This is a genomic window from Agrobacterium sp. GW821-FHT14E08 (assembly GCF_058803865.1).
The window spans coordinates 1-21241 of the sequence record NZ_JBXAPJ010000002.1; the positions used below are offsets into that span (position 1 = coordinate 1).

Consider the following 21241-nt stretch of genomic DNA (forward strand, 5'->3'; position numbering starts at 1 on the left):
GAATGGAGCGGTGGTAGGGCCTCCTGCCGATCTCCCCCCTTGAGGGGGAGATGCCCGGCAGGGCAGAGGGGGGTAAACCCCACGCGCCTCGCTCCACTATCAATGAACAACCTCCTGAAAACCAGCAGCCAGCCGTTCAGGAAGCGAGCGGCATGCCTTGGCGGTTCGCCATGCGGCGCTCGTGCTCAATCAGCCATTTCTTGCGCCACAGCCCGCCGCCATAACCGGTCAGGCTGCCATCCGCGCCCAGCACACGGTGGCACGGCACGACGATGGCGATCTGGTTGGCGCCATTGGCACGCGCGACCGCACGCACGGCGGACGACCTGTCCATGGCGGTTGCGAGCGAGGAATAGCTGACGATCTCACCCACCGGGATTTCCCGCAGGCTGCGCCAGACATCGCGCTCGAAGGGTGTGCCGTGGCCGGCAAGTCGGGTTTCAAAGGCGGCCGAATGCCCGGTGAAGTAAGCCTTGAGTTCCGCTTCGATCTGGCCGGTCACGGCCGTCCGGCCGAGCACCATATCCGCGCCGGTGCGCGTCTTCAGCCGTTTCAGCTCGGCGGGAAGCGCCGGCCGGTCGGCGAATTCGAGGAGATGCAGGGCGTGATCGTCGGCGACGGCGAGCATCGGGCCGATCGGCGTATCGATCCAGTCACCCTTCAAAAACCCCTTGCCTTTCATGGCGGCGGGGGAAGAGCCGAAGAACTGGTTGATGGCAGAGCGGAAACCGCTGCCGGATTCGTAACCGGCATCGATCTGCGCACCGATCACCGCTTCGCCGGAAGCGATGCTTTCCGCAGCGCCGCCCACCCGCCGCAATCTGGCGATTTCCAGAAAGCTCATTCCGAAACGACGCTTGAAGGTGCGGCGCACGGTGGACGGATCATGGCCCATCGCCACCACATCCTCCTCGCGCCAGCGCCGCGCCGGTTCGTTTTCCAGCGCCGTCAGCAGCGACGTCACGGTCTCATCGGCGGAACCATAGGCGAGCATCGGCTTGCAGCGCTTGCAGGGGCGGAAACCGGCTTCCAGACATTCGGCGATGGTTTCGCGGAACCGGCAGTTTTCGATCTTCGGCTTTCGCGCCGTGCAGGTGAAACGGCAGAAGATCTTGGTCGATGTCACACACACATAGGCCACGCCCTCATAGGCGGGGTCCTTGTTCACAAGGGCAGAATAGAGTGTTTCGGTGTCGGGGCGTTTGAACAGCATCATGGGGAGGATGCTAGCGCAAATTTAAGCGGCACGCCGCCGAAAAACGGGCATGGATGTGAGGGATGTTGTCGGCTCGTGTCCGCGCCGTTTCGCGGCCAAGCCGGTGCGGCATATTTCTTCTCCCCGCCGGGGAGAAGGTGGCGCGCAGCGCCGGATGAGGGGGCGACGGTGGAAAGATGCGGGGAGCTTGCCCCCTCGTCTACCCTTCGGGCATCTTCTCCCCGGCGGGGAGAAGAAAGGGCGGCGACCTTGCGGATCAATTCCCCGGCGGTGCGAAGGACGGATCGTCCAGCCTTGTGAAAATCACGCCGCGCGCCTTCAGCGCCAGAAGGCCTTTCACCACGCCCTCGCCCGCTTCATGGGTGGGCTGGTTGATGTGAGAGATAATGACATCACCATCCCTGGCGGCAGCGATGTGTTTCGCCGTCATGGCCGCCCCCAGCAGCGAGCCGCCATCGCCATTGACGGAATAACCGGCGACCCGCATGCCCAGCCGGTTGATGGTGGTCATGGAGGACCTGGTATATTTGGCCGTGGCACCACGGAACCATTGCGGCTGGAGGCCGGTGGCGGCGACGATGGCCTGACGGCCGCCCTCCACTTCCTGCTCGACCGCCGCTTCCGAACCGGCCGCGGCGATGCCGTAGATGGAAACCGGCTTATCCACCGCCGGCACATGGTTTTCGCCATGGTTTTCGATCTCGAACAGATCCGGATGCGCCATGAGCGTGGCCAGCGCCTCGCTATTGTGTTTCAGCCAGCGGGCGGTGACGAAGATCGTTGCCGGAATGCGCTCCTTCACCAGCGTATCAAGAATGCGGTGGTCGGTCTTGCCCATGCAGGCATCGAGCGTCATCGCCACCCGCACCTTGCCGTCATGCTGCGGCGACATTTTCAGCGTCGGTTCGACAAGGCCGGTCCCCGCTAAGGCGGCGGACGCGGCTGAAGCGAACAGGGCAGCAAGGAGGAAGCGACGTATCATTTTCATTTTCCGCAGTGAATGCAGTATCATTCCGTGGCAATCCGCCCGCAAAACGCCCGAATTAAGGCGCGGTTTCCAGCCCGGACAGCGCTTCCAGCGCCTCTTCCACCCGCTGGCGTTCGGCGCTGGTGAGCGGCAGGATCGGCCGGGGCGGTTCGCTGACTGTCAGCGACAGGATGTTGGCGGCGGCATAAACCACGCGGATGCTGCCGAATTCCTTGAACAGCGCCCAGAGCGGCTGGAAGGCCGCATCGATCCTCTTCGCCTCTTCCGCATTGCCGGCCTGAGCCGCCCGCATCAGCCGCAGGGCCGGAACCGGCAGCAGGCCGGCGACCACGCTGTACCAGGTGTCGCCGCCGGCAAGCGTGGCGTCGGCGCAGCCCCAGTCGCCGCTATAACCGATGGCGAAATCTTGCCCCAGCTTCGGCCTCAGCCGCGCAAGCTCGCCGACATAATCGGAATCGGCCGGCAACGGCATCTTGATGGCGCGGATATTGGGGATATAGGCAAGCCGCACCAGAAGCTCGTCGCTGAAGGCAAAGCGGGTCGTGGTGGGATTGTTGTAGATGGCGAGCGGCAGGCCCGTTGCGCCGGCCACGGCGGCGAAATGGTGATAGGCCTCTTCCTGCGTCAGCGGCGTGTAGGAGACGGGCGCGAGCAGCAATGCATCCGCACCGGCAGCTTCGGCATCTTTTGCCAAGGCCACGGCGTCATCGGTGCGCAGGGCGCCGACGCCGGCCATGAGTGTGCGCTTGCCCTTGAGGACCGACGCGGCCGCCTCGATGGCCCGGCGTCTCTCCCCGCGCGACAGATACATATAGATGCCAGTGCTGCCGAGAATGCCGACGGAATCCACCTCGGCAGCATCAAGCCGCTCGATGAGGGCGGAAAAGGCCTGTGTGTCGACCTGCCCGGCCTCGTCGGCCGGCGTGATCGGAAAAGCCGAAAGTCCCTTGAATCGTGTCGCCATGCCCGTCTCCCTCGCTTTGATCGGCAAGCAGGGTTACAGAGCCGGTGGCGGAGCGGCAAGAAAAGCGGAGGCTAAACGCCTGCCGGCAACCGAAAAAATCCTTGGTTAGTCATAAAGATACAACTTCTTCCACTGCTCCTCGGGAATTTTATCGCCGACGCGGTAATCGAAGGACTGGATGCTGAGGCTGTCGCTCTTCAGCTGGCACTTGTATTTGAGCTTGTACCATTCGCCCGAACTTCTGAAGACCGCGCCCGGCGCCTTGATGGAGTTCTTGCCAACTTCCGGATCACCGAAAGTATAAGCGATGACCTTGTCCGGCCGCATGCCCTTCTGCTCGGTCGCTATCCTTTCCATCGCCTCGATATCGCAGCGCTGTTCCAGCCGCTCCTCGGGGGCAAGCGCGTTCAACTGCCGCATGACGCTGGCATCAATCGCGAAAGCAGGCGTGAAGGTCTGCAAGCCAAGGAAAAAGGCAGAAAGGGCAGCGGGAAAAAGCTTTCGCATGGGATCCTGTCAGTTTTTTCGTTTGTTCTTGTGGTGGGCGGCAGGCCGGGCGGCCTGCATCCATCATCGCTGATTTGCCGGATATTGCCAAAATGTGATCGAAAGCTGACGAAATTGTGCCCAAGCCGCATTCCGCCTGTGGAGATTTGAAACTTGATCGGCCGCAAGGCCCGCTCTACATCTTGGTGCCGCCCAAGAATTCTTCATACGAAAGCGAGTTTCCCTTGCCGATTTTCAAGAACCTGCCCGCCGCCCCGACCGCCGAAAAACGGCCCGTTCAGGATACGCATCACGGCATTACCCGCACCGACGATTACGCATGGTTCCGGGCCGATAACTGGCAGGCCATGTTCAAGGACCCTACCCTGCTCGACCCGTCGATCCGCGCCCATCTGGAAGCAGAAAACGCCTATATGGAAGCGGCCATGGGGGACACCAGGGCGCTTCAGGAAAAGCTGTTTACGGAAATGAAGGGCCGCATCAAGCAGGACGATTCCTCCGTGCCGGTCAATGACGGGCCTTATGCTTACGGGACATTGTTCGTGACCGGCGGCGAGCAGCCGCATTATTTCCGCACCCCGCGCGGCGGCGGTGAAAAACATGTGCTGCTTGATGGCGACAAGGAGGCCGAGGGCAAGGATTATTTCCGGCTTGCCGGTCTCGACCAGTCCTCCGATCACAGTCACGGCATCTGGGGTTATGACGACAAGGGGTCGGAATATTTCACCCTGCGCATCCGCAACCTCGAAACCGGCGAAGACCTTGCCGATGTCGTGGAAAACACCGGCGGTGGCGGCGCATGGGCGCCCGATGGCAAGAGCTTCTTCTACACGCTGCAGGATGAGAACCACCGCCCCTCCAAGGTCTTCCACCATATCATCGGCGAGCCGCAATCGGCCGACCGGCTGGTTTATGAGGAAAAGGATCCCGGTTTCTTCATGGGCGTCGGCGCGTCGGTTCTCGACGATTTCATCTTCATCGACATTCACGACCATGAGACCAGCGAATATCGCATTCTCTCCACCAAAGACCTGACAGCCGAGCCTGCTATCGTGGCGGAGCGCGAAGAGGGCATCGAATATTCGATGTGCGAAGGTGGCGATGTCTTCTTCATCCTCACCAATGACGGCGATGCCAAGGATTTCCGCATTGTGGAAGCGCCGGTCACGGCACCGGGCAAAGAGAACTGGAAAGAGATCGTCCCGCATGAGCCGGGCCGCCTTATTCTCTCCGTCGATGCCTATGCCCGTCACCTGATCTGGCTTGAGCGCCGCGATGGCCTGCCGCGCATCGTCATCCGCGATCGTCGCACGGGCGAGGAACATTCGATCGCCTTTGCCGAGGAAGCCTATTCGCTTGGCCTGCATGGCGCGGCGGAATATGACACCGATGTCATCCGCTTCTCCTATTCCTCGATGACGACGCCGAGCCAGCTGTTCGATTACGACATGGTGACGCGCGAGCGCACGCTGCTGAAAACGCAGGAAGTGCCCTCCGGCCACAATCCGGACGATTACATCACCCGCCGCATCATGGCGCCTGCCCATGATGGCGAGCTGGTGCCGGTCTCCCTGCTCTATCGCAAGGATGTGGCGCTTGACGGTTCCGCCCCCTGCCTGCTCTACGGCTATGGCGCTTACGGCATCACCATTCCCGCCTCCTTCTCCACCACCACGCTGTCGCTCGCCGACCGTGGTTTCATCTATGCCATCGCCCATATTCGTGGCGGCAAGGACAAGGGTTTCGAATGGTACGAAACCGGCAAGATGGAAGCCAAGCAGAACACCTTCAAGGATTTCATCGCCGCTGCCGACCATCTGGTTCAGGAGGGTTTCACCTCCTATGGGGGCATCATCGCAGAAGGCGGCTCGGCCGGCGGCATGCTGATGGGTGCTGTCGCCAATATGGCGCCGGAAAAATTCGCCGGCATCATCGCCGCCGTTCCTTTCGTGGATGTGCTGACCACCATGCTTGATGACACTTTGCCGCTCACCCCGCCGGAATGGCCGGAATGGGGCAATCCGCTGGAATCGGCAGAGGAATATGGCTGGATTGCCGCCTACAGCCCCTATGACAATGTGGGTACGAAGCCTTACCCGCCTATCCTTGCGCTTTCCGGCCTCACCGATCCGCGCGTGACCTATTGGGAGCCGACCAAATGGGTGGCGAAGCTGCGTGAGAAGACCACGGGAGAAGCCCCCATCCTGCTGAAAACCAACATGGCGGCCGGCCATGGCGGCAAGTCGGGCCGTTTCCAGCGGCTGGAAGAAATCGCCTTCGAATATGCCTTTGCGCTGAAGGTGGCCGGCAAGGACGCGGCGTGACCCGCTGATGGCGGAACGGGCGGCGGAGAGCCGTCGCCCGAACCAAAAACAGTATAAAAATACCCTTCGAAAACCCGTTTCTGAATATTTTTTCCACAAAATCGCGCCGGTATTTTTTCTTTAAATACCACTTAACGACATAACGGATTTTTATTTCAAACTACTGAAATTCAAAATACACCTCAGTAAATTACAAATATATTTTCAGTATTACGCCAGACGGAAAAATGTTCCGGGAATCGAACGCATGGCTGCGATGCGCCATTTCGCGTTGCAATATCACTTTTTGGCCGTATTATGCCGGTCGTTGACATATTCATGCGCCTTTTCGCCGCATATCCTGCGGCAATGCCGCAGCGTGTTCTGCGGATATTCTTCTTGCCGTCATTTTTCGGCTTTTCCACGCGCCATGTCAGTTCGCCCTTGGCAATCCGGGCTTTGCAGTGCTCCCGCTTTGCCAATTGAAAACACTGCATCAGACTTGGGGGTCTTACACATGAAGAAACTCCTCGCCTCGACCATTCTCGTAACGGGCTTTATCATCGCTGCCGGTGCAGCAAATTCCGCCAATGCCGCCGAAGAGTGCGGCAGCATCTCCATCGCCGAAATGAACTGGGCATCCGCCGGTGTCGCGGCTTACGTCGACAAGTTCATCATGGAAAACGGCTATGACTGCACGGTCAATGTCGTCAGCGGCGATACCATGCCGACCTTCGCCTCCATGAACGAAAAGGGCCAGCCGGACATGGCGCCCGAATTGTGGGTGAACGCCGTGCGCGAGCCGCTCGATGCTGCCGTCAAGGAAGGCCGCATGATCGAGGCGTCTAAAATCCTCACCGATGGCGGCGTCGAAGGCTGGTGGATCCCGAAATTCATCGCCGACGCGCACCCTGATATCAAGACCGTCGAGGATGCGCTGAAACATCCCGAACTTTTCCCTGCCCCGGAAGACGCCAGCAAGGGCGCCGTGCATAATTGCCCGTCCGGCTGGAACTGCCAGGTGACCACCGCCAATCTCTACAAGGCGCGCGAGGGCGACAAAAAGGGCTTCACCCTGGTCGACACCGGCTCGGCCGCCGGCCTCGACGGCTCCATCGCCAATGCGTTTGAAAAGAAGCAGGGCTGGCTCGGCTATTACTGGTCGCCCACCGCCATTCTCGGCAAATATGAGATGGTGAAGCTGGATGACGGCGTCGAACTCGATCGCGCCCATTATGACGAATGCACCGCCAAGGTCGATTGCGCCGATGCCAAGGTCAACGCCTATCCGGTGGCCGATGTCTTTACCGTCATCACCAAGGATTTCGAAGGCAAGGCCGGCGTGACGCTGGACTACATCAAGGCCCGCAACTGGGACAACAAGACGGTCGCCGAAATCCTCGCCTGGATGGATGAGAACCAGGGCACCAACGAGGACGGCGCGGAGTATTTCCTCGAGAACCATGAGGACATCTGGACGAAGTGGGTTCCGGCCGAGGTGGCGGAGAAGATCAAGGCTTCGATGTGATTGGTTGATGGGGGAGTCGGCGCAAGCCGCTTACCCCCCTCTGCCCTGCCGGGCATCTCCCCCACAAGGAGGGAGATCGGCTTGGCGCACCCTTCTCACAAATCCGCAACGTGTTTGATGGGCGAGACTTTGCCTCGGATCGATCTCCCCCCTTGTGGGGGAGATGTCCGGCAGGACAGAGGGGGGTGCCCCGCGCTCCAGCTTCCACCGCTCACCACCCAATAACCCAAAGGGAAAACAACAATAATGGCCCTCTGCAATTACCTGCCGGACATGCTCTGCAAGTTCCCGGCCATCGACAATTCCACGATGCGTGTGGCACGCAAGACCATCGATGATGGTTTTCGCGACATCGTGCGCAACTATGGCGATGCGATCGATGTGATCGTGCATCCGCTGCAGCTCTTCCTCAATTCCTCGGAGCGGCTGTTCATCCAGACACCGTGGATCATCACGCTCCTCATCATTCTCGCCATCGTGCATCTGGCCGGTCGCAGCTTCAGGATTACCGGCGGCACGGCGCTCGCCCTGCTGATGATCGGTGCGGTCGGTCTCTGGCGCGACGCCATGACGACGCTGTCCATCGTCGCCATCGCCACCCTGATCGCCATCGTCATCGGCCTGCCGCTCGGCATCCTGATGGGTCGTTCGGAACGCCTGCAACGCCTCATCAATCCCGTGCTCGACGTGATGCAGACCCTGCCCAGCTTCGTTTATCTCATCCCCGTGGTGGTGATTTTCGGCATCGGCAAGGTACCGGGCCTGATCGCAGTGGTGATCTATGCCATTCCGCCGGTCATTCGCCTCACCAGCCTTGGCATTCGCCTGGTGGACCGGGAGGTGCTGGAAGCGGCAGACGCCTTCGGTTCCTCCAACGGCCAGAAGCTGTTCAATGTGCAGCTGCCGCTGGCGCTGCCCACCATCATGACCGGCATCAACCAGACCATCATGATGGCGCTCGCCATGGTCGTCGTCGCCTCCATGGTCGGTGTCGGCGGGCTCGGCAAGAACGTGCTGCAGGCCATCAATAACCAGTTCTTCACGGTGGGCTTCCTGAACGGTTTCGCTCTGGTCGCCATCGCCATCATGTTCGACCGGGCGAGCCAGGCTTTTGGCAAGCGCCTGCAGAAATACCGCGAGGTCTCCCATGGCTAAAAGCATCGAAATCCGCAACCTCTACAAGATCTTCGGCAAGCATCCCGAGAAGTACCTCGAAGCGGTGCGATCCGGCATGGACAAGGTGGAGCTGAACGACAAACACAACCACGTGCTTGGCCTCAACAACATCAACATCACCATGCCGGGCGGCAAGATCACCGTCGTCATGGGCCTTTCCGGCTCCGGCAAGTCGACGCTGATCCGCCACATCAACCGGCTGATCGACCCGACGGCGGGCGAGGTTCTCTATGACGGCGAGGATATCTGCGGCATGAGCGCTTCGGCGCTCCGGCAGTTCCGCCGCCACAAGACGGCGATGGTGTTCCAGAAATTCGGCCTTCTGCCGCACCGCACCGTGCTGGAAAACAGCGTCTACGGGCTCGACATCCAGGGCGTACCGCGCGGCAGAAGCGAGGAAAAGGGCCGCTACTGGCTGGAGCGTGTCGGCCTTGCCGGTTACGAGGATTATTATCCGAACCAGCTTTCCGGCGGCATGCAGCAGCGTGTCGGCCTTGCCCGTGCACTTGCCAATGACGCTGATATCCTCCTGATGGACGAGGCCTATTCGGCGCTCGATCCGCTGATCCGCGTCGACATGCAGACCATGCTGCTCGATCTGCAGCAGGAACTGAAAAAGACCGTGGTGTTCATCACCCACGATCTGGACGAGGCGCTCAGGCTCGGCGACCATATCGCCATTCTGAAGGACGGCGAAGTGGTGCAGCAGGGCGACGGCCAGAGCATCATTCTCTCCCCGGCCGATGGTTACGTCACCGACTTCGTGCGCGACGTCAATCGCGGCCGCGTGCTGCAGGCGACCACGGTGATGGAGCCGCTTGAAAGCCGCCCCGAGGGCATGTCCGTGCCGGAAAACGCGACGCTGGAAACCATTGCCCGCGACATGTCGGAAGCCAACGAGACGACCGCGCATGTGGTGGACGAGGACGGAAAGCCCGTCGGCAGCATCGGGCTGGACACGCTGGTGGCGGCCATGGTGACGCCCGCGCCGCAGGAGGTTGAGGTTGAGGTGAAGGCGGAAGCGGCAGAGGAGCCGGAGAAGCTCCAGGAAACGGTTGTGCCGGTGGAGAAGGAAACGGCGTAATCCGGCACCGGACGGATTGGCCGCGTCCGCGAGATTTCCTCGTTCCGTCATACCGGCCTTGAGCCGGTATCCAGCCAGCCCAAGTCCTTGGGCTGAAAGGACTCTCTCGCCGCGCAGACGCGAGTCGGCTGGATTCCGGCTCAAGGCCGGAATGACGGGAGTGAGGTGTTCACGGCGCCAGAAATTTAAACCGGACTGCAATGCCGCGAGGGACAAAGCTGGCAATCTCCTCCTGCCCCGTCTTCATTAGGCAAAAACGAAGCACCCCTTTGCCGGCTGTCAAGCCGGGAACGTCGTTGCAGCGCAGCAAGCGCAAGTTTCGGACAAGTCGCCGTCGTTAACCATTCGTTAACTTTTGAACGCGGAATCACCGACATGCAGATCGAAAGCAATATCGGCGGATACAACTATCAGGGACGTATCCGCGACATCGAAAAAGCCGGCAGCGCGCAGAGCGCGCCCGAAGAGCAGGCCGTGAAGCGTGGCCCCGGCAACCCGACCGTTTCCAGCACCATTCTTTCCCATTCGCTGGCCAATGTGTTGTGGGCCGTCGGCAATGGCAGCGCGCCTGCTGCGGCCTCTGCCGAGATCGAAGTGGAAGCGCAGGCCGAGTGGGTGCGCAGCGCCTATTCGGAATATACCGAATAGGCTTTTAGAACAAAGCCTCTGCCTCTACCGCTACCTCCGTCATCCTCGGGCTTGACCCGAGGATCCAAGGCTTCAAGCGGGTATGGATCCTCTGGTCAAGCCCGAGGATGACGCGGAGAGATTCAAGCGCCTTGATCAACAAACTGAAATAGTCGATTCCCATCAGGCCCTTGCCGGACTGACCTCGACCGTCACATGCGAGAGTTCATGTATGGCTGCAAGTTTCTGCTTGTAGAAAGCCGGCGCTTTCGGCACCTGCGACTGGATTGCCACGATGGCGGCGTGATGCCCCGGCCCCACCTGCCAGACATGCAGGTCGGTGATGCGATCCTCTTCCGTTTCCACGCTTTCGCGTATTTCCTGCGGCAGATCTTCCGTCTGGGGTACGGCGTCGAGCAGCGTCGTCGCCGTGGAGCGGACCAGCCCCCATGACCAGCGTGCGATGACCAGACCGCCGACGATGCCCATTGCCGGATCGAGGAAAGACCAGCCGTTCCATTTGCCGAGCAGCAGCGCGACGATGGCAAGAACCGAGGTCAGCGCATCGGCCAGCACATGCAGATAGGCGGCGCGCAGATTGTTGTCCCTGCCGCCCTTTGCATCATGCTCACCGTGATGCGCGTGCGAACCGTGATCGTGATGGGCGTGCGAGCCATGGGTGTGACCATGACCGTGGCCGTGATCATGATGATGGTCGTCTTTCAAGAGCACGGCGCTGACAAGGTTGACGGCAAGGCCGATGACGGCAACGAGGATCGCCTGGTTGAAGTCGATTTCGACCGGATTGACGAGGCGCATCGCGCTTTCAACGGCGATGAGCAACGCCACCACCGCCAGCACGATGGCGCTGGCGAACCCCGCCAGATCGCCGAACTTGCCGGTGCCGAAGGTGAAACGCGGATTGCGCGCCTCACGGCGGGCATAGAGATAGGCCAGCGCCGAAATCAGCATTGCACCCGCATGGGTGGACATGTGCCAGCCATCCGCCGTCAGGGCCATGGAGCCGAACCAGTGGCCGGCGACGATCTCGGCCACCATCATGACGGTGGTGAGCGCAATCACCATCCACACACGCCTCTCGTTACGCTCATGGTTCTGGCCGAGGAAAACATGCTCATGGCCGGCCGCATGGGAGAATTCGGATGTCGTCGTCATGTCGCTAATCCTGTTCGATTTTCAGAGCGTCTTGTCTAAGCATCTGGTCTTTCCGCCGATGCTCTAGCGGATGTAGGTCTTCAGTACCTGGGCCAGCTCCTCCGCCGCCCGCGCCCGTTCTTCTTCACTTTCGGCGTGCACCACATGTTCGTGCAGATGTTCCTGCATCACCTCCCCGGTGAGGCCGGAAAGCGCGCCGCGCACCGAAGCCAGCAATTGCAGCACCTCGCCGCAGGGCTTGGCGTCGTCCAGCGCGCGCTCCACCGCCTCCATCTGCCCTTTCAGGCGACGGATGCGGGCGAGAAGCTTCTCCTTGTTGCGGATCGTATGGGACATAGGCACCTCATATACTATAGGGGGGTATACTATATTGAGATGTTTTTTCGTTCAAGTCTCGCATGACGCAATCCTCGCGAATGTTTCGGCCCCTAAAAATACACCATCAGAACTTGGGGACTCAGTCATGACGACTATCGCAGCAACCACCAGCAGCTATTACGCAACGCCGGTCCGGACCCTTGAACCGGCGAAAAACAAGGAAACCCATTCCACCACCGAGGCCCTGCTGGAGCTGACCCGGGCCGCGCATCGCGCCATCTCCAGCGCGGAAAGCGTCGCTACGGCAGTTTCACCGGCCGCCGCCAGCGTTTCCGCCGGTCTTGCCGCCGCTTTGTGGAACCTCGACAGCGGCGTCTCCGCGACAGGCGCATCCGCGCCGGAAATGGCCGCCGCTGCGCAGCCTGAAGCCGCCTCCAGCCTTGAGACGGAAGTTCTGAAGGCCCTGGCACAGGCGCTCGGCGTGGACGAGGCCGCCTGACACCCATTGAACAGCGGGCTGAAACGTAATATCTCTAGAGACTAGAGCATCGGACCCTGAGCGGCGAAAACAACCCGCTCTCTTCCCGCTGCGCCGGAGATATGGAGAAAGCGATGCTGTCCATCGGTGAATTGTCCAAACGTACCGGCGTCAAGGTGCCGACGATCCGTTATTACGAGCAGATGGGTCTCATCCGTGAGGCGGACCGTTCGGAAGGCAACCAGCGCCGCTACGAAAAAACCGATCTCGAAAGGCTGGCCTTCATCCGCCATGCCCGCGATATCGGTCTGAATATCGACGCCATTCGCGAATTGATTGCGCTTAGCCAGCACCGGCAGATGCCGTGCGAGGGGGCGGACCGTATCGCTGCCGAACACCTCGCCCATGTGCGTGAAAAAATCGCCAGCCTGAAGAAGCTGGAACATGAACTGGAGCGCATCGTCTCCCATTGCCACGGCCATTCGATCGAGGATTGTTATGTCATCCGCGCGCTTTCCGACCACGGAATGTGCGAAGGCGAACACTGAGACGCGGAGAAGACGGCGGCACTGACATTCCGCTGTCATCCGGGCGATATATGCGCCTGCCATCGCTTCAAAAGAGATGCCGGATGCCAGAGACCTTTTCCGAAATCGCCCCCTTCGACACTATTTTCATCGATGTTTCCGACGGCCACAGGCTGCATGTGACGATTGCGGGCAATCCGGCGGGACAGCCGGCGATCCTGCTTCACGGCGGCCCCGGCTCCGGGATATCGTCAAAGGCGCGGCGCTATTTCGATCCTGAGCGTTACCGCATCATTCAGTTCGACCAGCGCGGATGCGGGCAGAGCACGCCGAATGCGGCCGTCAGCCTTGAGCACAACACCACGCAGCACCTGATCGGCGACATGGAGGCCATTCGTGTGGCGCTTGGCGTCGATGACTGGCTGGTGTTCGGCACCTCATGGGGCTCGACGCTCGCCCTCGCCTATGCCCAGCGCCATCCCCGCCAAGTCCGCGCCATGGTTCTGGCGGGTGTCACGACGACGCGGCAGAAGGAAATCGACTGGCTTTATCAGGGGCTGGCGATGTTTCTGCCCGGGCAATGGCAGCGTTTTATCGCCGCGATCCCGGATCATATGTCGAAGGACGATCCTGTCGCGGCCTATTACCGGCTTTTGAAGGATGCGGATCCCGCCATCCGCGCCGGGGCGGCCTATGAATGGCATCTATGGGAGGCGGGTTCGATTACCGCAGAGACCGTCTCGGCTTTTCCCGAAAAATGGCACGATGAAAACTACAGGCTCGCGCGGGCGCGTCTGTGCGCGCATTATTTCCACCATGCGGCGTGGCTGGAAGACGGCGTGCTTCTCCGCAACGCCGGCGGGCTGGCAGGCATTCCGGGCGTCCTCATTCAGGGCATGCGGGATCTGCAGGGACCACCGGTCACGGTTTACGAGCTTGCCGCGGCGTGGCCGGGAAGCGAACTAATCATGATCGACGGCGCCGGACATTCCACGGCGGATGCGGGGATGGAAGAAGCCATTGTTTCGGCAATCGCGCGATTTGCGAATTGACCCGCTTGACAGATTACGGATTCGGGCGCATTGCATGTCCCATGATCAACGAACGCGCACCCATCTCCTGCTCGTACTTTTGGGCCTACCTTTAAGGGCGGCTCGACAGATCATATTGTCAACAAGCCGCCGTCAGGCGGCTTTGTTGTTTCTCAAGCGTCCTGACGGCACCGATAAGACCAAAGGACCAAAGAAATGACCGAAGATAGCACCCTTACACTGGAAAGACCGCCCGTCGTCATCATTCGTGGCGCACGCAAGACGGATCTGCCCGAACTCAACGAGATGATCACGCTGCTTGCCTCCTACCACGGCGATGCGGCTGCGATCACGCCGGCGAAACTGGAACGCGACCTGTTCGGCCCCCTGCCCTGGGTGCATGGGCTGGTTGCGGAAGCCGATGGCGCGCTGATCGGCTACGCCCTGCTTCTGCCGCTCTACAGGGCGCAGGAAGGTCAGCGCGGACTTGAGCTGCACCATCTCTTCGTGCGTGACGGCCATCGTGGCCATGGCACCGGCCAGCACCTCGTTTCCCGCGCCCGCGATATCGCCAAGCGGCTGGGCTGCGACTATCTTTCCGTCAGCGCCACGACCGGCAATGTGGCGGCGCATCGTTTCTACGAAAACATGGATTTCGCGCCCCGCCCGGTCACCGGCATGCGCTACATGCAGGCCATCGCCTGATTAAAAACCACGGAGACGGCCATGACACGGATCGCCATTGCGCTCGCGCAGGATTTTGCGGACTGGGAACCGGCGCTGCTTGCTGCCGCAGCACGCAGCTATCTCGGCGTCGAGATCGTTTACGCCACGCCCGATGGCCGGCCGGTAACCTCCATGGGCGGGCTGAATGTGACGCCTGACACGTCCTATGACGCGCTCGATCCTGAGAATATCGATGCTCTCATCGTTCCCGGTGGTCTCAGCTGGGAAAAGGGCACGGCTGTCGATCTTGGCGGGCTGGTGCACCGGTTTCGCGACAGGGACCGGCTGGTGGCCGGCATCTGCGCGGCGGCGAGCGCGCTCGGCGGCACGGGCGTTCTGAACGATGTCGCCCATACCGGCAATTCGCTGGCATCCCACAAGGCCTATCCGGCCTATAGCGGTGAAAACCTTTATCGCGACCAGCCGAAAGCGGTCAGCGATGGCGGCATCGTCACCGCCGCCGGCAGCGCGCCGGTCAGTTTCGCTGTGGAAATCCTGAAACACCTCGGCCTCTTTGGTCCGGAAGCCGAGGCGGAACTTCAGGTTTTTGCGGCAGAGCATCGCTGAGGCGCAGCCGTCTCGGTTGTTTGCACTCCCTCTACTCCCCGTAATTCCGGCCTTGAGCCGGAATCCAGCCGACGCGCGTCCGCGCGGCGAAAAGAGTCTTTTCAGCCCAAAGACTTGGGCTGGCTGGATCCCGGCTCAAGGCCGGGATGACGGAGGTGAGAATAGCGAGGATTATCGCCGATCCAGCACCCGGCACACGCGCGCCGCCGGCTCCTCACCCTCCCCGGCAATCGCCCGGCGAATATCGCGGCTGTTCAGATGCAGGCTGCGGCCGGCGGGCAAATTTGCACGTTTTATCTTGGAAAGGGCTGCCCCGACGAAGGCGGCCTCGTGGTCATGGAAAAAGGTGAGAGCCGCCTCGTGTCCGGGGCTCGGTCCGAGAACCGCCTTGAAGGCAAGACGGTGCACGGCGCAGAAAGCGCCGTGACCGGGAACGGCAAAACGCAGCGCATCGAGTTCCTCACTCCATTCCGCTGCGTCCTGCATGGATTTACGCCTGCTGGAAGCGCTTCAGGAAAAACGCGCTCAATGTTCCAAGCAGAGCCCAGAAAACGAAGCTGGTCACGGTGGCGGCGACGATGAACTGACGCTCGAGCGGCAGCGGTGCCAGCGCATGTTCGCCTTCCGGAGGCAAGGGTGCGCCCACCACATGCGGTGCGACGATCAGCACCAGCGCCAATATGATGGCCCAGGGTTCGCGGCGGAAGGCGATCAACGCAATGCCGCCCGCGGTTGCGGCAACCGTCGCAAGCCACCAGATCTGCCGTGCCTCGAGCGCGGCAGCCGGGCTGCCCGGCAGTTCCGGCGGCAGGCCGATCATCGGGGCCAGCATGACGGCGGCAAAACCGGCAACACCCCAGAGAAGGCCTTCACGCCAGCCGCCATTCGTGCCACGCAGCGAAATGAGGCCGGTCAGCACCAGCGCATAACCGATGGCGGTGAGAACATTGGCGGCGACGGTATAGGCGGTGCGCTCGAAGCCGTCGGCCGGAGCCCAGGCTTCATCGTTATGCTCATGGGCAGGAACGGCAGCACCGGGCGCCGCCGCATCATGGCTGTGGGGTGCTTCGCCGGCGCTTTCATAGGTTTCCGCCTGAAGGATGAGCGGCGTCGTGCCGAAAGCCTGCATGGCCGAAACGGCGAAACCGCCGAGAATGCCGACGAGAACGGCGGTAAAGACGATATTGCGAAAAGACGACATGCGGTTTCCCCTCAATGGCAGGGGAAGGCATTGGCATGGCGCGTGTCATGCGCGGCATTGTGAACGGCTTCCACATGGGAAAAGCCGACAAAACCGACAACAAACAGGCCAAGCATGATCGCCGTCAGCGATTGCGCAAAGCTGGTTGTTTTTGCGGAAACGGCTGAATTGGCCGTATTCTGGTTGATGGACATGGTGACCCCTCTTGCGGCGCGACCCCGCGCCTCTGGACGCGGCCGAACAGCAAAGGCCGTCGAGCCGCATACGATACACTTCACCACGGGGATACGAGACTGACACAGGGAGAAGTTGATCCCACCACCCTGACATTCCGCTCTTCCGGACACCCCGCCGGCATGGATATTTCCGTGATGGCAGGTCTCCTGGCTTACGGGTCAAAACCTGAAACGCCTTCCCGGCATCACCCTCTCTGGAAACCCTGGGTTCCCGGCGAGATGGCTTGCCAGTGGCATTTCGTTTCAGGCTCTCCGCTCACAGTTGCGGGGGCAGCCACGAATGAGGATTTCTCCCTATCGTGTTCCCTTTTCACCTTCCGGAATGCCCGGAAGGAACCATCACAGGATTGTTATCCGATGGGCGGGGTCGGGAGTCAATGGCGCTTACCTACCTCTCCTCCGTCATCCTCCGGTCAGGCCCGGGGATGACGGAGGAGAGGTATCAGGCTCTAACGCGACGGGATCGCCTTCAGATAGGCGGCGATGGCATCGCGGTCATCGGCCGTCAGATGCGCCATATTCTGCTGCACCTTGACCATGGAACCGCCGACGCTGTCGAATTCCGGGGTGAAGCCGGTTTCCAGATAGCTGGCAATATCGGCCGCCGCCCAGGCGCCCATGCTTTGCGAACCGGGGGTGATGTCGGGAATACGGCCCTCGCCTTCCGGATTGGGACCGCCGGCCAGCCATTTATCCGTCTGGAATCCGCCGAGCGCATTGCGCGGTGTGTGGCACTCGCCGCAATGGCCAGGCCCTTCCACCAGATATTGGCCGCGCAGCAATTCGGCATTGGCGTTGGCAAGCTCGACGCGGGGCCGCGCCGAGGGGTCGAAATAAAGGAATTTCCAGCCGCCCAGCGCCATGCGCATATTGAAGGGGAACGGCAGGTCGTGATCCGGCGCGTCGTTCTGGCTGGCGGGCAGGACTTTCAGATAACCGTAGAGGTCGTTGATGTCCTTCTGCGTCATGCGGGCATAGGAGGCATAGGGAAAGGACGGGTAGAGATGTTCCCCGTTCTTGCCGACACCGCGCGTCATGGCATCGCCGAATTCGGCCAGCGTCCAGCTGCCGATACCATGTTGCGGATCGGAGGAAATATTGGGCACATGGAAGGTGCCGAAGGGGCTTTTCAGCGCCTGCCCGCCCGAAAGCATCAAAAGCGCATCGCCCTTGGCATCGGGTGCGGCATGGCAACTGGCGCAGCCGCCCGCCCAGAACAGCGTTTCGCCATTGGCCAGATCCGGCTCGCCAAGGCTCACCCAATGGCTGGGCGCCTGTCGCTCAGGCGCCGTCACCCAGGCGAAAATACCATAACCCGCAACGGCCGCAATCGCGATCCCGCCCGCAAGCTTCGTCCAAATGGAAGACATGCCCCTCTCCCCACTCTCACCTGACTGGGTCAGGTGTCTTTCCAGGCCTGAAAAACGCCGCCGGAAAGCGGCGTTTTGAAAGGATTATTTCTTCAGACGATAGGTCTGATGGCAGGTGCCGCAATCGGCGCCGAGCGTCTTCATGGCGGTGGTGACGCCTGCCTCATCGGTGGGGAGATTGGCAAGAACCGTGTCCGCATCCGCGCCCAGCTTGGCGGCCTTTGCCTTGAAGTCCTCGAAATTTTCCCAGATGGCGGGTGCCGCCGCACTGCCGGCCTCGCTGCCGGGCGGGAACTGGTCGGGGAAAGCCTTGGCATTGGTGCTGATGGCCGTCACGGCGGCTTTCACGACGTCAGCGTCGTAAGGCTTCTGACCCTTGGAGATGGCGGCGAGCGCGCCCATGGAGCCGCCGATCTGCTTCATCATGCCTTCACGTTTTTCGACTTCGCCGGCAGCATAGACCGCTCCGGCGCAAAGACAGCCGAAAAGCATGGCCGCCGCGATGGTTTTCAATTTCATAGACTCTCTCCTTGATTCCGGCTGGGATACCGGACGCTAGATGGAACGGCGCGAGGATGCCCTTTCCGGATGGCGAAAAGAAGTCACATTGCGGTGAATTCTATCGTGAAAACAGAAGTCTAGGACAGGGCCTCCCAAAGCGTCAGCAGGGCTGCGGCAATCAGCATGAAACCGGCGGCGCGGCCGATGAAGATTGTCGCACCCGGTGAAGAAACCAGCCATGCCCGGCTTTTATCCGCCGTCAGCGCCAGCGCGCCGTAGACCGTGAACTGGGTCACCGCCACCATCGCGCCCATCACCAGTCCCTGCATCCAGATCGGGCCATAGGCCGGTTTGAGGAATTGCGGATAGATCGCCATCATGAACAGATAGGCCTTGGGATTGGAAAGGCAGGTCAGCACCGCCCGCCAGAAGGCTTTTCTGACCGAAGCGCTCGCCTGCGCCTCATCGCCGTTCACGACGATCGCGCTGCGCATCAGGCCTATGCCGATCCAGATCATATAGGCCGCACCGAAGACCAGCAGCGGCAGGAACAGCGAGGGCATCCAGGCGGCCAGCATGCCGACGCCCAGGGCGCCGTAAAGCGAATGCACGATGCCGCCGGCGCTCATGCCGCTTGCGGCGGAAAGGCCGGTTCTTTTGCCTCCCGTCAAAGCGCTTGCCAGCACGAACAGCATGTCCATGCCCGGCAGGATGATGATGCCGAACAGGACCAGAAAGAAAAGCCAGAGATTTTCAGCGTAACTCATGTCAGTATCTCCCAAAACAGTTTGCGGCACATTCGGGAAAGCATATGTTTCTCAATGTGTTTTTCTGTTTATAGGAAAAGCCAACTGACAGCGTTGTGTCAGTTGCGTGGTGAGCAACCGGAAAAACGGCAATGCGCAAGGCGTCGAGACTGTTCGAGATCATCCAGATCCTGCGGGTGGCGCGCAGGCCTGTCACCGCGCAGACGATTGCCGAGGCGCTGGAGGTGACGGTGCGCTCGGTCTATCGCGATATAGCCGCCCTTCAGACCATGCGTGTGCCGATCGAAGGGGAACGCGGCGTCGGTTACATCCTGCGTCCCGGCTTCAACCTGCCGCCGCTGATGTTTTCCATCGAAGAGACCGAGGCAATCGTGCTTGCGCTTGCCATGGTCGCCCGCACGGGGGATGCCGAATTGCGGCAGGCGGCGAAAAAGGTCAGCGACAAGATCGCGGCATCCCTGCCCGAGCCCCTGTCGAAGATGCTCTCCGCCAATGCCCTGCACGCCTGGGGCAGCATCGCCCCCGCACCCGCCGGCATTGATCTTTCGACTGTCAGGCGGGCGGTGCGCGACGAGGAAAGGCTGGATCTCACCTATTGCGATGAAACCGGCGCAGAGACCCGGCGGCAAATCCGCCCCATCGCCGTGATCTATTATTCGGAAACGACCAATATCGTCGCCTGGTGCGAATTGCGGCAGGCGATCCGCAACTTCCGCTCGGACCGGGTAATCACCTGCGAAACCACGGGCAGCTTTTTCAAGATGGAAGGCGAAAAGCTGCGGCAATTGTGGATGAGCGGCTGGCAGAGCAACCAGCCGGGCAACATAACGTCAGAACGCACGACGAACTAACCCGGCGCGTAAAAGCAACTGATTTAGTACGTCTTGCAACCTTCGTTCCGTGCCGGCGAACCCCTCTCCGCCCTTCCTGTGCTCGTCGCAGGAATGAGGGTCGAGAGAGGTGTGCTGGCTTCAAATTACGGCAGCGTTCTGCCGCAGATGTTCCAGCACCCTATCCTCTTCACGCCCGAAGCCGCGAATGACGATGCGGTCGACAAAGACATCGGCAATGGCGAAGGTGTTCTGGTCGGGTGTATCCACCATGCCCTTGAAGTTGACGAAGTGGGTGTTGCCCAGCACGCCGTAATTGCCATTGTGATTATGGCCGCTGAACCATGCGATGACCGAAGGGTGTGCGCCCAGAAGATCGAGGATGCGCGGTGCGTCCCACATATTATGGGCGTTTTCCGGATAGAGCGGATAGTGGCAGAGAACGACGACTTTTTCGCCCGCCGCATCGGCCTTTTGCAGAACGGCCCGCAACCATTCGAATTGTTCGTCGCTGAGCGACGCATTCCAGTCCTGGGCATTGATCGCACCCGCTTCCCGCAGGCGCTTCAGCCGCTCTTCGGCAAGCGCGCGGCGCGGATCGCCGGAAGGCGGGGCGAAGAGGCTTACCTCGTTGCCGTCAAGAACCACGAAGCGTATCGCGCCGATGGCGAAATCATGCCAGGGGGCAGACATGCCGAGGCGGGCATGGATGGCCGTCAGATGCTCGGCGGCGACGGCAAAATCGTGATTGCCCGGAAGCATGACCGAAGGGTGACGAAGCCCATCGTAGACGCTGAGAATCGCGTCGAAATTTTCAAATCCGCGGTCGATGATGTCGCCCAGCGTCACCACGAAGGCCAGGTCCTCGCGGTTGAAGGTGTCGATGGCCTGCGCGAGCTTCTTCGGGCTCTCGGCATAATACCGGCCCATTTCCGGGCGGGGATCGGCATCGGCATATTGGGGGTCGGCGACGATGCCGAAGGAGAAGAGAGGTGTGGTTTTTTCAGTCATGATGCGCCGCGATAAACCCGGCTGATGACAGGCGTGTGACAAGCCGGGCAGATACCGGATGCGGCCGGCCGGAGGTATCAGGCCCTGAAAACAAAACACCCGGCGTGAA

24 protein-coding genes and 1 riboswitch are annotated in these 21241 nt (G+C 60.9%); of the genes, 11 read left to right on the forward strand and 13 right to left on the reverse strand.

Annotated features, from left to right (window positions below):
- Nucleotides 1-136: 136 nt before the first annotated feature.
- The 4 genes from AC1ROR_RS08755 to AC1ROR_RS08770 all read right to left on the reverse strand — a co-directional run bounded on the left by AC1ROR_RS08755 (nt 137) and on the right by AC1ROR_RS08770 (nt 3675).
- Complete coding sequence (locus tag AC1ROR_RS08755) at nt 137-1216, reverse strand: bifunctional transcriptional activator/DNA repair enzyme AdaA (RefSeq protein WP_498589194.1); 1080 nt, start codon at nt 1214-1216, stop codon at nt 137-139.
- A gap of 256 nt (nt 1217-1472) precedes the next feature.
- Complete coding sequence (locus AC1ROR_RS08760) at nt 1473-2198, reverse strand: polysaccharide deacetylase family protein (RefSeq protein ID WP_142169616.1); 726 nt, start codon at nt 2196-2198, stop codon at nt 1473-1475.
- Nucleotides 2199-2259: 61 nt separating this feature from the next.
- A complete protein-coding gene (locus AC1ROR_RS08765; RefSeq protein WP_498589195.1) occupies nt 2260-3168 on the reverse strand; it encodes a dihydrodipicolinate synthase family protein in 909 nt (302 codons plus the stop codon).
- Nucleotides 3169-3273: 105 nt separating this feature from the next.
- Entirely contained in the window at nt 3274-3675 is a 402-nt protein-coding gene (locus AC1ROR_RS08770) for a DUF930 domain-containing protein (RefSeq protein ID WP_035218353.1), read from the reverse strand.
- Nucleotides 3676-3899: 224 nt separating this feature from the next.
- Between AC1ROR_RS08770 and AC1ROR_RS08775 the strand changes: the two genes are divergently transcribed.
- From AC1ROR_RS08775 to AC1ROR_RS08795, 5 genes are all read left to right on the forward strand, one after another.
- Nucleotides 3900-5999 (forward strand): S9 family peptidase, encoded by a 2100-nt coding sequence (locus tag AC1ROR_RS08775; protein WP_498589196.1) that lies wholly within the window; start codon nt 3900-3902, stop codon nt 5997-5999.
- A 496-nt stretch (nt 6000-6495) separates the two neighbouring features.
- Complete coding sequence (locus AC1ROR_RS08780; protein WP_080833836.1) at nt 6496-7506, forward strand: ABC transporter substrate-binding protein; 1011 nt, start codon at nt 6496-6498, stop codon at nt 7504-7506.
- A gap of 246 nt (nt 7507-7752) precedes the next feature.
- Nucleotides 7753-8661, forward strand: a complete 909-nt coding sequence (locus AC1ROR_RS08785; RefSeq protein ID WP_003522273.1) for an ABC transporter permease — start codon at nt 7753-7755, stop codon at nt 8659-8661.
- Entirely contained in the window at nt 8654-9766 is a 1113-nt protein-coding gene (locus AC1ROR_RS08790) for a quaternary amine ABC transporter ATP-binding protein (protein WP_080833834.1), read from the forward strand. Before AC1ROR_RS08785 ends, AC1ROR_RS08790 begins: the two co-directional genes overlap by 8 nt.
- Nucleotides 9767-10141: 375 nt before the next feature.
- On the forward strand, nt 10142-10414 hold the full coding sequence (locus AC1ROR_RS08795; RefSeq protein ID WP_080833833.1) for a hypothetical protein: 273 nt from the start codon (nt 10142-10144) through the stop codon (nt 10412-10414).
- Between the two features lie 162 nt (nt 10415-10576).
- On the opposite strand, the gene dmeF is transcribed toward AC1ROR_RS08795, so the two are convergent.
- Together dmeF and dmeR are read right to left on the reverse strand one after the other, a co-directional pair.
- The gene (gene dmeF, locus AC1ROR_RS08800; protein ID WP_498589197.1) at nt 10577-11569 is read right to left on the reverse strand and encodes a CDF family Co(II)/Ni(II) efflux transporter DmeF; all 993 of its coding nucleotides are present in this window, start codon (nt 11567-11569) and stop codon (nt 10577-10579) included.
- Nucleotides 11570-11632: 63 nt separating this feature from the next.
- Nucleotides 11633-11905, reverse strand: a complete 273-nt coding sequence (dmeR, locus tag AC1ROR_RS08805) for a Ni(II)/Co(II)-sensing transcriptional repressor DmeR (RefSeq protein ID WP_498589198.1) — start codon at nt 11903-11905, stop codon at nt 11633-11635.
- Nucleotides 11906-12032: 127 nt separating this feature from the next.
- Between dmeR and AC1ROR_RS08810 the strand changes: the two genes are divergently transcribed.
- From AC1ROR_RS08810 to AC1ROR_RS08830, 5 genes are all read left to right on the forward strand, one after another.
- Nucleotides 12033-12386, forward strand: a complete 354-nt coding sequence (locus AC1ROR_RS08810; protein ID WP_498589199.1) for a hypothetical protein — start codon at nt 12033-12035, stop codon at nt 12384-12386.
- A 113-nt stretch (nt 12387-12499) separates the two neighbouring features.
- A complete protein-coding gene (locus AC1ROR_RS08815) occupies nt 12500-12913 on the forward strand; it encodes a MerR family transcriptional regulator (protein WP_035218370.1) in 414 nt (137 codons plus the stop codon).
- An 83-nt stretch (nt 12914-12996) separates the two neighbouring features.
- Nucleotides 12997-13944: a prolyl aminopeptidase gene (gene pip / locus AC1ROR_RS08820; RefSeq protein WP_498589200.1), complete on the forward strand. Its 948-nt coding sequence runs from the start codon at nt 12997-12999 to the stop codon at nt 13942-13944.
- Between the two features lie 195 nt (nt 13945-14139).
- Nucleotides 14140-14628 (forward strand): GNAT family N-acetyltransferase, encoded by a 489-nt coding sequence (locus AC1ROR_RS08825; protein WP_035218374.1) that lies wholly within the window; start codon nt 14140-14142, stop codon nt 14626-14628.
- A gap of 21 nt (nt 14629-14649) precedes the next feature.
- On the forward strand, nt 14650-15216 hold the full coding sequence (locus AC1ROR_RS08830) for a type 1 glutamine amidotransferase family protein (protein ID WP_498589201.1): 567 nt from the start codon (nt 14650-14652) through the stop codon (nt 15214-15216).
- Between the two features lie 171 nt (nt 15217-15387).
- On the opposite strand, the gene AC1ROR_RS08835 is transcribed toward AC1ROR_RS08830, so the two are convergent.
- The 6 genes from AC1ROR_RS08835 to AC1ROR_RS08860 all read right to left on the reverse strand — a co-directional run bounded on the left by AC1ROR_RS08835 (nt 15388) and on the right by AC1ROR_RS08860 (nt 19291).
- Nucleotides 15388-15702, reverse strand: a complete 315-nt coding sequence (locus tag AC1ROR_RS08835; protein ID WP_498589202.1) for a hypothetical protein — start codon at nt 15700-15702, stop codon at nt 15388-15390.
- 4 nt (nt 15703-15706) lie between these two features.
- Nucleotides 15707-16417: a CbtA family protein gene (locus tag AC1ROR_RS08840; RefSeq protein WP_498589203.1), complete on the reverse strand. Its 711-nt coding sequence runs from the start codon at nt 16415-16417 to the stop codon at nt 15707-15709.
- Nucleotides 16418-16428: 11 nt separating this feature from the next.
- Complete coding sequence (locus tag AC1ROR_RS08845; RefSeq protein ID WP_035218382.1) at nt 16429-16611, reverse strand: CbtB domain-containing protein; 183 nt, start codon at nt 16609-16611, stop codon at nt 16429-16431.
- A gap of 162 nt (nt 16612-16773) precedes the next feature.
- Nucleotides 16774-17009, reverse strand: a riboswitch (cobalamin riboswitch).
- 93 nt (nt 17010-17102) lie between these two features.
- Nucleotides 17103-18023 (reverse strand): c-type cytochrome, encoded by a 921-nt coding sequence (locus AC1ROR_RS08850; protein ID WP_498589204.1) that lies wholly within the window; start codon nt 18021-18023, stop codon nt 17103-17105.
- An 84-nt stretch (nt 18024-18107) separates the two neighbouring features.
- Nucleotides 18108-18542 carry a c-type cytochrome gene (locus AC1ROR_RS08855; RefSeq protein ID WP_035218389.1) on the reverse strand — a complete coding sequence of 145 codons (435 nt, stop codon included), beginning with the start codon at nt 18540-18542 and terminating at the stop codon, nt 18108-18110.
- A gap of 119 nt (nt 18543-18661) precedes the next feature.
- Entirely contained in the window at nt 18662-19291 is a 630-nt protein-coding gene (locus tag AC1ROR_RS08860) for a LysE family translocator (protein ID WP_142169597.1), read from the reverse strand.
- Between the two features lie 131 nt (nt 19292-19422).
- Here AC1ROR_RS08860 and AC1ROR_RS08865 point away from each other — a divergent pair, with 131 nt between their 5' ends.
- On the forward strand, nt 19423-20142 hold the full coding sequence (locus AC1ROR_RS08865; RefSeq protein ID WP_498589205.1) for a helix-turn-helix transcriptional regulator: 720 nt from the start codon (nt 19423-19425) through the stop codon (nt 20140-20142).
- Between the two features lie 120 nt (nt 20143-20262).
- Here AC1ROR_RS08865 and AC1ROR_RS08870 read toward each other — a convergent pair whose 3' ends face one another.
- The gene (locus tag AC1ROR_RS08870) at nt 20263-21132 is read right to left on the reverse strand and encodes a metallophosphoesterase (RefSeq protein WP_498589206.1); all 870 of its coding nucleotides are present in this window, start codon (nt 21130-21132) and stop codon (nt 20263-20265) included.
- Nucleotides 21133-21241 lie beyond the last annotated feature (109 nt).